The sequence below is a fragment of the Caulobacter sp. FV1ye13L genome (assembly GCF_058681155.1).
This window is the reverse complement of sequence record NZ_CM178732.1, coordinates 713,994-725,389: the sequence shown is the minus strand read 5'-3', so window position 1 is coordinate 725,389 and position 11,396 is coordinate 713,994. Positions and strand designations below refer to the sequence as shown.

General features: G+C 67.1%; 12 protein-coding genes. 9 read left to right on the top strand and 3 right to left on the bottom strand.

Annotated elements, in window-relative coordinates; genetic code table 11:
* Nucleotides 1–21: 21 nt before the first annotated feature.
* The gene (locus tag ACW176_RS03225) at nucleotides 22–2,538 is read right to left on the bottom strand and encodes a TonB-dependent receptor (RefSeq protein WP_492110868.1); all 2,517 of its coding nucleotides are present in this window, start codon (nucleotides 2,536–2,538) and stop codon (nucleotides 22–24) included.
* Between the two features lie 258 nt (nucleotides 2,539–2,796).
* On the opposite strand from ACW176_RS03225, the gene ACW176_RS03220 reads away from it, so the two are divergent.
* Nucleotides 2,797–4,245, top strand: a complete 1,449-nt coding sequence (locus ACW176_RS03220) for a protein adenylyltransferase SelO (protein WP_492110867.1) — start codon at nucleotides 2,797–2,799, stop codon at nucleotides 4,243–4,245.
* An 89-nt stretch (nucleotides 4,246–4,334) separates the two neighbouring features.
* Nucleotides 4,335–4,472: a hypothetical protein gene (locus ACW176_RS03215; protein WP_419254085.1), complete on the top strand. Its 138-nt coding sequence runs from the start codon at nucleotides 4,335–4,337 to the stop codon at nucleotides 4,470–4,472.
* A gap of 43 nt (nucleotides 4,473–4,515) precedes the next feature.
* Here the strand turns inward: ACW176_RS03215 and ACW176_RS03210 are convergent, their stop codons facing one another.
* The gene (locus tag ACW176_RS03210) at nucleotides 4,516–5,721 is read right to left on the bottom strand and encodes a winged helix-turn-helix domain-containing protein (RefSeq protein ID WP_492110866.1); all 1,206 of its coding nucleotides are present in this window, start codon (nucleotides 5,719–5,721) and stop codon (nucleotides 4,516–4,518) included.
* A 105-nt stretch (nucleotides 5,722–5,826) separates the two neighbouring features.
* On the opposite strand from ACW176_RS03210, the gene ACW176_RS03205 reads away from it, so the two are divergent.
* Complete coding sequence (locus ACW176_RS03205; RefSeq protein WP_492110865.1) at nucleotides 5,827–6,675, top strand: aldose 1-epimerase; 849 nt, start codon at nucleotides 5,827–5,829, stop codon at nucleotides 6,673–6,675.
* Between the two features lie 120 nt (nucleotides 6,676–6,795).
* On the top strand, nucleotides 6,796–7,242 hold the full coding sequence (locus ACW176_RS03200; protein ID WP_492110864.1) for a hypothetical protein: 447 nt from the start codon (nucleotides 6,796–6,798) through the stop codon (nucleotides 7,240–7,242).
* A gap of 169 nt (nucleotides 7,243–7,411) precedes the next feature.
* Here the strand turns inward: ACW176_RS03200 and ACW176_RS03195 are convergent, their stop codons facing one another.
* Complete coding sequence (locus ACW176_RS03195) at nucleotides 7,412–8,704, bottom strand: lytic murein transglycosylase (protein WP_492110863.1); 1,293 nt, start codon at nucleotides 8,702–8,704, stop codon at nucleotides 7,412–7,414.
* Nucleotides 8,705–8,895: 191 nt separating this feature from the next.
* Between ACW176_RS03195 and ykgO the strand changes: the two genes are divergently transcribed.
* From ykgO to ACW176_RS03170, 5 genes are all read left to right on the top strand, one after another.
* On the top strand, nucleotides 8,896–9,021 hold the full coding sequence (gene ykgO, locus ACW176_RS03190) for a type B 50S ribosomal protein L36 (RefSeq protein ID WP_007663273.1): 126 nt from the start codon (nucleotides 8,896–8,898) through the stop codon (nucleotides 9,019–9,021).
* Complete coding sequence (locus tag ACW176_RS03185) at nucleotides 9,021–9,638, top strand: HAD-IA family hydrolase (RefSeq protein WP_492110862.1); 618 nt, start codon at nucleotides 9,021–9,023, stop codon at nucleotides 9,636–9,638. The genes ykgO and ACW176_RS03185 overlap by 1 nt, the downstream gene beginning before the upstream one ends.
* A 62-nt stretch (nucleotides 9,639–9,700) precedes the next feature.
* The gene (gene gapR, locus ACW176_RS03180; protein WP_035047451.1) at nucleotides 9,701–9,967 is read left to right on the top strand and encodes a nucleoid-associated protein GapR; all 267 of its coding nucleotides are present in this window, start codon (nucleotides 9,701–9,703) and stop codon (nucleotides 9,965–9,967) included.
* A 55-nt stretch (nucleotides 9,968–10,022) separates the two neighbouring features.
* The gene (locus tag ACW176_RS03175; RefSeq protein WP_492110861.1) at nucleotides 10,023–10,364 is read left to right on the top strand and encodes a hypothetical protein; all 342 of its coding nucleotides are present in this window, start codon (nucleotides 10,023–10,025) and stop codon (nucleotides 10,362–10,364) included.
* A gap of 620 nt (nucleotides 10,365–10,984) precedes the next feature.
* Nucleotides 10,985–11,395, top strand: coding sequence for a hypothetical protein (locus tag ACW176_RS03170; RefSeq protein WP_419318901.1), 411 nt, complete (start codon nucleotides 10,985–10,987; stop codon nucleotides 11,393–11,395).
* Nucleotide 11,396 lies beyond the last annotated feature (1 nt).

Below are 11,396 nucleotides of genomic sequence, written 5' to 3'. Positions count from 1 at the left end.
GGCCCTCGGATCCCCTCCCGGTTAGAACTTCGCCCGCAGGGTCACGCCGTAGGTGCGCGGCGCGCCGAGGAAGGCGTCATAGGTCAGAGTGTCGTTAGCCGGCACATAGGTGGTGTTGGTGGCGCTGAGGCCCGACGAGCCCTGCAGGAAGGCGTTGAAGCCGACCTGGGTGTATTCTTCGTCGAGGATGTTCTGGCCCCACAGTTCCACGGTCCACGCTTCGTCGGCGGCGCCGAAGCCGACCCGGGCGTTGACCACGGTATAGGCGTCCTGCGTCTTCGGCGGGAACAGGTCCGAACCGGTGATGTAGTCCGACGAGTACTTGGCGCCGATGTTGAAGCGGGCGCGATAGTTGTCGCCCACCGGACGCTCATAGGTCAGCGAGCCCGAGGCCGAATATTCCGGCGCCAGCGACAGGCGGTTGCCCGGCAGCTGCGACAGGGCGTTGGTCGGATCGTTGGGGATCTTCTGATCGCCATACTCGGTCTTGGCGTAGGTGAAGCCGCTCTGAACGGTCAGGCCGCGCACCGGGGTGAACCACAGGAAGTCGGCGTCGACGCCCTGCGAGGTCACTTCGGGGATCGAACGCACCGCGAACGAGGTGCCCAGGAAGGTGTTCAGCTGGAAGTCGGTGAACTTCTGGTAGAAGGCGGTGAAGTTCAGCAGCACCGAGCGGTTGAACAGCGTGTTCTTCAGGCCGATTTCATAGCTGTCGACGAACTCCGCCGGGAACGAGGTGTCGAGCACCGGCAGGACGCCCTGGCCGCCGCTGGGCAGGCCGTTCGAGGATTGAGCGCGGTCCAGGTTGAAGCCGCCGCCCTTGTAGCCGTGCGCGAACGAGGCGTAGCTGAACACTTCAGGCGAGAAACGATAGGCCGCCTTGATCGTGCCCGACCATTCCTTGTCGGTGCGCTCCTGGTGGGTGCCGCGGTTGTTGAACAGCGGGTTGGCCCAGGGCAGGCAGAGGTTGCCGACGATGGTCGGGGTGAGCGCCGCGCCGACGATGCCGGCGATACGGCCCTGACCGGCCGGCGTCAGAGCGAAGCCGCAGCCGACGCCGCCGTCGGTGATCGTCTGGTAGGCGTCGACGTCCTTGCTTTCCGAGCTGTAGCGAAGGCCGGCGGTGATGCCGAAGGCTTCGGTGAACTGGAAGGTGTTGTTCGTGAACAGGGCGATGGTCTTGGAGCGCTGTGCGTAGGTGTCCACCAGGCCCTTGCCCGGGGTGAACGTGGTGTTCGGCGCGCGACCGGTCAGGAGCGCAACGAAGTTGGCGATGCCGGCCGGGTTGGCGGCCGAACGCGACAACAGGCGACCCAGATACTGCTCGTAGTCATTGCCGTAGAGGAAGTTGGAGCCGGTATCGAGCTTCTCGTCAGCCAGGAAGGCGCCGACCAGCCAGTCCAGCTTTTCGGTCTTGCCGGCCAGGCGCAGTTCCTGGGTGTAGGTCGTGAACTCGCTGTAGTTGGTGCCGTCCTTGTTGCGGTAGGCCAGGTCGGCGGTGGTGAAGTCGCTGTCCTGGCCGTTGTCGGTGCGCCAGTTGCGGATGGCCGTGACCGAGGTCAGTTCGCCGAACGGCAGGGTGATGTTGCCTTCCAGCGAAACGCCCTTGTCCTCGATGGACGACGGGGCGCCGCGGTTCGAATAGGCGATCCGGTCATAGGGCTTGGCGGTAGAGGCCAGAGCCGCGCCGCCATTGACGAGGGCCAGGATGCCCGAGGTCGGGCCGGTGCGGATCTGCACGGCGCCGCAGCAGTTTTCGTCGCGCTTGGTGTAGTCGCCGATCAGCTTGAAGGTCGCGTTGTCGTCCGGGACGAACAGCAGCTGGCCGCGCACGGTGTAGAAGCCCTGGTCGGAGTCCTCATCGCGCTTGCTGGGGCCCTTGCCGGTGATGACGTCGTTGTAGCCGTCACGCTCGCGCGCGGCGACATACAGGCGGCCAGCCAGGGTCTCGGTGCCAAACAGCGGTCCGGTGACCGAAGCGGCCAGGCCGTGGGCGTTGAAGTTGCCGATGGTGGCTTCGGCATTGGCGGCGAAGCCGAATTCCGGCTCCTTGGTCACGATGTTGATGACGCCGGCCGAGGTGTTCTTGCCAAACAGGGTGCCTTGCGGACCCTTCAGGACTTCGATGCGGTCCATTTCGCCCAGATCGCCGAACGACACGCCGTTGCGGGGACGATAGACGCCGTCGATCACGATGCCGACCGAGCTTTCCAGGCCGGGGTTGTCGCCGACGGTGCCGACGCCGCGCACGCGGGCGGTGGTCGAGGCTTCCGACGTGGTCGAGGTGACGGTCAGGCCAGGGGTCAGGATCGTCAGATCCTTGATGTCCTTGACGCCGGTGTCTTGCAGCAGCTTGGCGCCGACGGCGGTCACCACGACCGGCACGTCCTGCAGGTTCTGCTCGCGCTTCTGGGCGGTGACGACGATGCTGTCGACGGTGGGGATGTCAGTTTCCTGGGCCGCGACGGCGCCAGCGGTGGACAGACCGGCCAGCACGACGGCAGACGCCGTGCAGCAAAGCACCTGGGTAAAGCGCATTTCCTACCTCAGTTCGTTATGCCACGGGCGCTTGCATCGCCTGCGGCTGTTTTTGTTTGGACTCACCCGAACGCGTGTTCGAATTGACACTGAACGGTTAGGGAGCACGGGCAGCCAGAGCAAGTTAAAACCCCTACAGACAAAAGGATCTGAACGGTCTGTTGCCGAGAAGCGACACGGGTCGCTCGCCATTCTCAACCCTGCAAGACGGGGCGGGCGAGGCTTGCCAGACGGGGCTGGCGGGCTCATTTGCGACCCATGACCGTATCGCCCGCCTACCGTCCCGATCCGCAGTTCATGGCCCTGGGGCGCGAGTTCGCCGATCCGGTCGCTCCCGCCGACTTTCCGATGACCCGCCTGCGCTATCGAAATGATCGTGCGGCGGCCACGGTGGGCCTGCAGGACCTGTCGGACGCCGAATGGCTCAACGCGTTCGGCCGCTTCGCGCCGCTGCCCGGCAATCAGCCCCAGCCGCTGGCGATGCGCTATCACGGCCATCAGTTCCGCAGCTACAATCCCGACCTGGGCGATGGCCGGGGCTTTCTGTTCGCCCAGCTTCGAGAGGCTGGCACAGACCGACTGCTCGACCTGGCCACCAAGGGCTCGGGCCAGACGCCCTGGTCGCGGCAGGGCGATGGCCGGCTGACCCTGAAGGGCGGCATGCGCGAAATCCTCGCGGCGAGTTTTCTGGAAGCCGTGGGCGTTCCCACCTCGCGGGCCTTCTCGCTGGTCGAGACCGGCGAGGCCTTGCAGCGTGGCGACGAGCCCAGCCCCACCCGCTCGGCGGTGCTGACCCGTCTGTCGCACAGCCACATCCGGTTAGGGACCTTCCAGCGCCAGGCCTATCTCGAACGCCCCGACCTGATCACCGTGCTGGTCGACCATGCGGTCGAGACCTATTATCCGCACCTCGCCGACCAGCCCGACCGGCCGGCCGTGCTGATGCGGGCGGTGGTCGAGGCCAGCGCGAAACTCCTTTCCGGCTGGATGTCGGCCGGTTTCGTGCATGGCGTGCTCAATACCGACAACATGGTCGTAACCGGCGAGAGCTTCGACTATGGCCCGTGGCGGTTCCTGCCGCGCAATGATCCCAATTTCACGGCCGCCTATTTCGATCACTCGGGCCTCTACAGCTTTGGCCGCCAGCCAGAGGCGGTATTCTGGAACCTGCAGCAGCTGGCCGCCTGCCTCACCCTGGTGACCGATCAGGCCGGACTTCTGGCCGCGCTGAACGGCTTTTCCGACGCCTATCGCGACGCCCTGCGCGCGGCGATGCTACGGCGTCTGGCCCTGAAGCCGCGCGACCCCCAGGCCGACATCGACCTGGTCAGCTCAGCCTTCAAGGCGCTGGCCGGCGGCGGCGACGACCTGCGCTGGGAGCCGTTCTTCTTCGACTGGTTCGGCGGCGCCGCGTCGGAGGGCCGCGCCATGGCCGGCCCCCGCGCGGGCCTCTACGGGCAGGACGCCTTCGCCGATTTCCGTCGTCGTCTGGCGGACTTCGAGCCGGATCGGCCAGAGCGCCTCGAGCATGCGGTGTTCGCGCAGCCGGAACCCGAGGAACTGCTGATCGAGGAGGTCGAAGCCCTGTGGGCGCCGATCGCCGCCGACGACGACTGGTCTGCCCTCCGGGCCAAGCTCGACCGGATTGAGGCGACCAGGCAGGCCTACGGGTTTCCGGGTCCCGGTGACAAAAACAACGCCGTCTGAACTTTTCCGTGCGGGTCCGGAACAATTGTCACGGTTCGGGCTTACTGGTCTGCATCGTGCCGAACGGTGAGGCTTTGCGGAGAGACTCCATGCGCTTCTTCCAATCGATCTTTCAGCCCGTGATGCTGGTCGGCGCCGTCGCCATGTCGTTCATCGGCGCGCTCGGCATACCGGGCTGCGCGCGCGCCATCAGCGAATGCCTCAGCGAGGGCCGCGAGGTCGCCTGAGGTCGTTCCGGTCTGGCCTGACCAGACCCGCCAACTTCGCGGTTCAGAGCTTCAGTTCAGCCGTCAGGGCGTGGGCCAGGTCGCCCCGCTCGGCGACGACCACGTCCGACAGGCCCAGCCACCGCGCCATCAGCCGTAGTTCCTGCGCCAGGGCCTGCGCCGTCTCGCCATCGGCGGCCGGCTCGGCGTGGGCGGCCTGTACCAGCAGCCGGCCCGTCTTGCGGTCGGCCTTCAGGTCGACCCGGGCGGTGAGGGTCTCGCCCTGCAGGAACGGCAGCACATAGTAGCCGTGGGTGCGCAGGTGGGCGGGGGTGTAGATTTCCAGCCGGATACGGGCGTCGAAGATCCGCTCGGTGCGTTCGCGAAACCAGATCAGATTGTCGAACGGCGAGAGCAGGGCGGTGGCCTCGATCCTGCGCGGCCGCGCGGCCCCGGCGGCGACATAGGCCGTCTGGTCCCAGCCCTCGACCTGGGCGGGGATCAGGACGCCGTCCTCGACCAGCTCGGCGATGCGGGCGCGGCTCTCGGCGGGGCCCATGCGGAAATAGTCGCGCAGGTCACGTTCGGTGGCCACGCCCATGGCCCCGGCGGCGCGGGTCAGCAGGGCGCGGTGGGCGTCCTCGCGGCGGGGCGTGGGGGTCTCGATCAGCGAGGCCGGCAGCACCTGGTCTGGCGTGCCATAGACCCGCTCGAAGCCGGCGCGGCGGGTGGCGGTGGTCAGTTCGCCGATCCAGAACAGGCATTCGACAGCGCGCTTGGACTCGCTCCAGCCCCACCAGCCGCCGGGCCCCTTCTTGGCGCCGGTCTCCAGCTCGCCGGCTGAAAGCGGTCCGCGCCGGCGGATCTCGTCCAGGGCCCGGGCGATCAGGTCGGGATGGCTGTCGAGAAACTTCGCCACGCCCTTCCAGACACCCACCCCGGCCTTGGCGTCGGCCATCCGCCAGCGCAGCAGCGGGTGCAGGTCGCGCGGCATCAGCGAGGCCTCGTGGCCCCAGTATTCGACCAGGGCGGGCGTCTTGCCCCAGGCCAAATCTTCCAGCAGCGTTCGCGGATAGTCGCCCAGCCGCGAGAACAGCGGCAGATAGTGCGAGCGCGACACCACATTGACCGAGTCGATCTGCAGCAGGCCCAGCGTGTCGATCGTCGACAGCACATGGCGCCGCCCCGGCGCGGCGGGGCGGGCCTTGCCAAACCCCTGCGCCGCCAGCGCCATGCGTCGCGCCGTCCTGGCGGAGAGCTTCTCGGTCATGGCCAAGTTTGAGCATCGCCCGGCCCGATCGCGCAAGTCGGCCCGCATGGGAGCGCTACCCTTCAGGCTTGCGCGCGATCCGGAAAACGCCCTACCGATGCGGCCATGATCGTTCTTGAAAACGGCGCGGCGCGCCTTGAGCTGTTCCCTGATGTCGGCGGCGCCGTCGCGGGTTTCACCGTTGCGGGCCGCGATATCCTGCGGCCGATGGCGCGTGGCGCGAGCGATCCGCTGGACGTCTCCAGCTTCCCGCTGGTCCCGTTCTGCAACCGCATTCCGCACGGTCGGTTCACCTTCCAGGGCCAGGAGCGCGTTCTGAAGCCGAACCTCGGCGATCATCCCCACCCGCTGCATGGCCAGGGCTGGCGCCACCCCTGGGCCGTCGACGCCGCCAAGGGCGCCCAGGCGCTGCTGTCCTACGACCATGCGCCCTCCGACTGGCCCTGGGCCTATCGCGCCGAGCAGCGGTTCGTCCTGAGCGAAAGCCGTCTGCGCCTGGAGCTGTCGGTGACCAATACGGGCGATGCGCCCATGCCCGCCGGCCTGGGTTTCCACCCCTATTTCCCCCTGCGTCCGGGCGAGGCGCTCAAGGCGTCGGTCGATGGCGTCTGGATGATCGATCAGGACGTGCTGCCGACGGCGCATCACCAGGGCGTCTGGGGGCCTGACTGGGCTCGGGGTGCGGGCGTCGAGGGCCACGCGACCCTGATCGACCACTGCTACACCGGCTGGACCCAGCGGGCTGAACTGAGCGCGCCCGGCCTGCCGACCACCACGATCACCGCGTCGCCGCAGTGTCGCTGGCTGCACGTCTATGCGCCGCCGGGTCATGACTTCTACTGCGTCGAACCCTGCGCCAGCCGGCCCAATCCGTTCGGCGAGGGCGATAACGGGATGGTGACGCTGGCGCCGGGGCAGACCCACGCGGTCTGGATGGAGATCGCGACGGGCTGAGGGCGCTGTTTCGGCGGCCAACCGTCATGCACATCGCCAACCATCGCGCCGGCTTGACCTTGAGGCGATCGTTCGGCGAAGCTAGCGTTTTGCGTGTGTGCAGAACGAGGGTTCGCGCGAATGCCCCGAAACGCCCCAAGCCTGTCAATCTTCGGCGCCTGCGCGGCGCTGGCTATTTCTGGCTGCGCAACGATCCCGCCTGCTGAACCCACCCACTTCTACGCGAGCTGGAGTGGCGCCGATCCAAATACACAGGCGGTTTTCGAGGTTGTGGATGCCCGCATGAGGGTCGAGACGGGCTTTCTTCGCGACTTCAGCGAGCCCATGAATGTGCACATCGCTGATGGCGCCACGGCGAAAAACGGGGAGTTTCGGTATCTCGTTCGGATCACGATCCCCTCGCGTCTGGCAGGCCGACGGATCAGCGAAAAGAACAGGACGCTGGCGGAGTTCAGCGTGACCTGCGCTCCAGATCGTCCGGAGCCCTGCCTCGACGCCATCCTGGAGCGGGCCCGGCAGCAACCGGCCAGAATAGGCCGCATCGTCGCGCGCTCGCCAAAGGCGTAGTGCGTCGCGCTCTGCGCCAGCCAGCCCGACCCCTTCCGCGAAGGCGAGATCGGGAAAGGGCGCAGTGCGCGCACTGCGCTGGCGTCTCACGTGGCAGCTGAAACAGGGGTTCCCGCCACAAGGGCGGGAATGACGTGGAAGAAGGGGCGGCTGACTGAGTATCCGCGCCCTAGCTCAGCCCCGCCTGGGCCTTGAGCCGCTGGACCATATCCATCGACAGATAGCCGTCGGCGGGCAGCTGGCGGCTGCGCTGCCAGTCTCGAAGGGCTTTGCGGCTGCCGGCGCCGATCACGCCGTCGGGGGCGCCGGGGTCGAAGCCCAGGCGCGCCAGGGCGATCTGGGCGGCCATGCGGTCCGACAGCGACAGCGGCGCCTCGACGGGCCAGGCGGCGACCAGGGGCCCGCCGCCGGCGAAGCGGTCGGCCAGCAGGCCTATGCCCAGGGCGTAGGAGGTGGAGTTGTTGTATTTGCGGATCGCGAAATGGTTGGGCAGGGCCAGGAAGGCGGGGCCCGAGGCTCCGGCCGGCAGGATCAGGCCGGCGGGCGAGGCGGCGTCGGCGCTGGTCCAGGGCAGGCCGTCGGCGCGGCGCACGCCCCTGGCTTCCCACCATGACGGGATCTCGCGCGGCCCTTCCGACAGGCCGTAATCAAAGCCGGCCGGCAGGATCACTTCCTTGGCCCAGCCCACGCCGGGCTTCCACCCGCCCTTGGCCAACAGATTGGCGGCCGAGGCCAGGGAATCGGCGTCCGAGCCCCAGATGTCGCGCTTGCCGTCACCGTCGGCGTCGACGGCGGTGGTGCGATAGTTGCTGGGCAGGAACTGGGTCTGGCCCATGGCCCCGGCCCAGGAGCCCTTCAGCTGGCTGCGGGGGACCTCGCCCGAATCGATGATCTGCAGGGCCGCGATCAGTTCGCCCTCGGCCCAGCCGCGTCGGCGGCCGTCAGCGGCGAGGCTGACCATCGAGCGCACGACGTCGAAATTGCCCTGGATCTGGCCGAACGCCGATTCCATGGCCCAGACGGCCAGCAGGATGTCGCGCGGCACGCCATAGCGGCTCTCGACCGTCGGCAGGAAGGCCAGCTCGTCGCGCTTGCGGCGGCCCACGGCGACGCGGTCGTCGCTGATCACGCCCTTGATATAGTCGCCGACGGGCTTGGAGAATTCCGGCTGGCGGCCATCCAGGCTGATGACCTTGGGGTCGGGCGTCACCCCGCCCAGTTCACGCTCCAGCAGCTGCCGGGTCAGGCCGGCGGCCTCGGCGCGGCCCATGAAGTCGGCCAGCCACGAGTCGAAGCTCAGCTCACCGGCCGGGACGGGCGTGGCGATCATGGGTGAGGGCGCGCTGCCAGTCGGTGTCGGCGCGGCCGTGGGCATCGCCGAGACGAGCGAGGTCAGCGGCCCCTGAGGGGACGTATCCGCGCAGCCGGCCAGCAGGAGAACGAGAAAGAAGCGACGATCCATGGGCGCAGGCTACCGGCATCCGGGTGAACTCTTCAATCACAAGGCCGACAGAGCGGTGAAGTTCCGCTCCAGGGCCTTGGAGCCGTTGACTCTGTGTCCCGCCTTGCCTATACGCCCTCCCTCCGAAACATCCCGGATGGTCCGGTCGCCCAATGGCGCGCCGAACTTGTCCGCTGAGTATAGAGACGGTCATGAAGGTTCGTAGCTCGCTGAAGTCGCTGAAGTCGCGCCACCGCGACTGCAAGTTGGTCCGTCGTAAGGGCGTGGTCTACATCATCAACAAGACCGACCCGCGCTTCAAAGCCAAGCAGGGCTGATGACCGCTGTCGGCTCTCCTGGGGCGCTGCTCTGGGATGTCGGCAATGTCATCGTGCGCTGGAATCCGCGCACGCTCTTCGCAAAGATTTTCAAGGAACCCGCCGAACTCGACGGGTTCCTTTTGCGTGTCTGCACCATGGACTGGCACGGCGAGACCGACCGGGGCCTGTCGTTCGCCGACAACATCGCCCGGCTGACGCCGCTGCATCCCCACTATGCCGAGCAGATCGCCGCCTGGTGGGACCGCTGGCCGGAAATGTTCTCGGGCGCGATTTCCGAGACTGAAGCCGTGATGGACGACCTAGCCACGCGGGGCGTCCCGCAGTTTGGCCTCACCAACATGTCCAGCCAGGCCTGGCCCGGCGTCCAGGCGATGAGCCCGGTGTTCGGACACTTCCGGGACGTGGTCGTCTCGGCCGAGGAAGGCGTCATCAAGCCCGAGCGGCGGATCTACGAGATCGTGCTGGAGCGCACGGGGCTGGCGCCCGGCGACCTGCTGTTCGTCGATGACAACGCCGCCAATATCGCCGCCGCCGACGCGATGGGATTCCATACACATCTGTTCACAGATCCGGCGGCCCTGCGGCCGATGATTCAGGCGCACGGCCTGTTGTGAGGCGGGGGCGCGCCGACTATGGTCCGCGACCCAATTTCCACTCCGACTGAGAGCTTTCCGTCATGGCCGACGACGCCGCCCACGCCGACGTTCTGAACTCCACCGCCCAGGGCCAGCTGAAGAGCATCATCGAGCGCATCGAGCGCCTCGAGGTCGAAAAGGCCGAGATCTCCGAGCAGATCAAGGAAGTCTATAACGAGGCCAAGGGTAACGGCTTCGACGTCAAGATCCTGCGCAAGGTGGTTCGCATCCTCAAGCAGGATCGCGCCAAGCGTCAGGAAGAGGACGCCATCCTCGACCTCTATCTGTCGGCCGTCGGCGCGATCTAAAGCCGAGATTTTTGCGGGGTGCGGTTTGGCGCGGCTTCGGGGATAGTCCCCGGCGATGCGTGCCAAGCCCCCCGACCCTCGAGCTCAAGCCAAACGTTCGGCGCTCAACGCGCTGAAGCGCGCCAGGCGGGCGGCCGAGAAGAGCGGGATCGCGCTTTCCGACTGGGAGGGCGAGTTCCTGACCTCCGTCGCCCAGCGCGTCGAGACCTATGGCCGGGCCTTCGGCGATCCTGAAAAAGGCGGTCGCGACCAGGCCCTGTCGGGCAACCAAACGATCAAGCTCAAGGAAATCGTCGCCAAGGCCAAGGGCGAGAAGAAGCCCATGAAACGCGGCCGGGGCTTTGGCCGTCGCGAGGCGCCCGCACCGGTCGAGGTCGAGCCCGAGGACGACGGGTAGCGGCCGCTGGCGTCGCGGTGTTGTTCGAGCCGGGCGCGCCTTGGTCGCTGTCGATGTCCCCGGCGCTCGGCGTTTGCAGATCCTGATCCGGCGACCATCGCCGACGGCACGTTTATGCATCCTGGAGTTGTGCGACGTGACGGCCCCAGGGATCGCGCCGCCGTCGATGGCGAGGTCCGGGCGCTTCAGCCGGGCCGCCTTCCCCAGCGGCATTCTGGCAATGCGCGGCAGCCGTCGGCGCGCCGGAGTCTTCGGGCTGAAAGTCGCAAGGCGAGACAGGCCTGCAACGACTTAGATTCTCAGGTATGGCGCGCGGCGTTCAGCATAAAGGTTTTTCGGCTGATTTTACTGAAATAAAGTCCCAAAAGCTTACCGGAAAACAAGGTTCAGCGAACTTCATTAAGGTCGCGGTAACCAGCGGGGTGAGACATTATGGCGCAGGGTCTTCGTGATCCTGACAGTAAGGAACGCTTCGTCCGGTGGGGGCGACGTTCGCCCTTTCCAGCGCGCGCGGACCTCTATCTGCATCGGCGCCGGATCAACGCTAACGGTAACGGACAAGCGCCATGGCGACGACGTATGACTATCTATTGCGAAGAAAGGCGGACCTAGAGGTCCGCATGGCTGAGGCCCAGAAACGCGCGCTGGCGCCTTTCGAGGGCGAACTGCGCGCGATCAGCCTGGCCCTGGGGGCGATCGAAAGAGCCGGTCTCAGCGAGGACCGCATAGCGGCCGAAGCTTCGGCCTTCTCCAGCCCGGCTCCCAGCCGCCGCGGACGGCGAAGCCGCTCGATCGGCGACATGATCCTGATGGCCCTTCAGCAGGGCGGTGTGGGTCTGGCGGCGACCGACATCGCGCTCCAGCTGGAACGCCGCTGGAACCGTTCGGTGCCGGCGACGGCCATTACACTTGAACTGCAGCAGCTAGAGGCCGACGGCGCGGTGACGCGCGGCGCGGCGGGCTGGACCCGGAACGCCGAAACGGTCGAACCCGACCATTCCGACGATAGTGAAGTCGCCCGGGTGGCTTGAC

Bases quoted from the DNA above. Each gene is read 5' to 3' on its own strand.
- ACW176_RS03225 (WP_492110868.1), bottom strand. From the start codon at position 2,538: ATGCGCTTTACCCAGGTGCTTTGCTGCACGGCGTCTGCCGTCGTGCTG.
- ACW176_RS03220 (WP_492110867.1), top strand. From the start codon at position 2,797: ATGACCGTATCGCCCGCCTACCGTCCCGATCCGCAGTTCATGGCCCTG.
- ACW176_RS03215 (WP_419254085.1), top strand. From the start codon at position 4,335: ATGCGCTTCTTCCAATCGATCTTTCAGCCCGTGATGCTGGTCGGCGCC.
- ACW176_RS03210 (WP_492110866.1), bottom strand. From the start codon at position 5,721: ATGACCGAGAAGCTCTCCGCCAGGACGGCGCGACGCATGGCGCTGGCG.
- ACW176_RS03205 (WP_492110865.1), top strand. From the start codon at position 5,827: ATGATCGTTCTTGAAAACGGCGCGGCGCGCCTTGAGCTGTTCCCTGAT.
- ACW176_RS03200 (WP_492110864.1), top strand. From the start codon at position 6,796: ATGCCCCGAAACGCCCCAAGCCTGTCAATCTTCGGCGCCTGCGCGGCG.
- ACW176_RS03195 (WP_492110863.1), bottom strand. From the start codon at position 8,704: ATGGATCGTCGCTTCTTTCTCGTTCTCCTGCTGGCCGGCTGCGCGGAT.
- ykgO (WP_007663273.1), top strand. From the start codon at position 8,896: ATGAAGGTTCGTAGCTCGCTGAAGTCGCTGAAGTCGCGCCACCGCGAC.
- ACW176_RS03185 (WP_492110862.1), top strand. From the start codon at position 9,021: ATGACCGCTGTCGGCTCTCCTGGGGCGCTGCTCTGGGATGTCGGCAAT.
- gapR (WP_035047451.1), top strand. From the start codon at position 9,701: ATGGCCGACGACGCCGCCCACGCCGACGTTCTGAACTCCACCGCCCAG.
- ACW176_RS03175 (WP_492110861.1), top strand. From the start codon at position 10,023: ATGCGTGCCAAGCCCCCCGACCCTCGAGCTCAAGCCAAACGTTCGGCG.
- ACW176_RS03170 (WP_419318901.1), top strand. From the start codon at position 10,985: ATGGCTGAGGCCCAGAAACGCGCGCTGGCGCCTTTCGAGGGCGAACTG.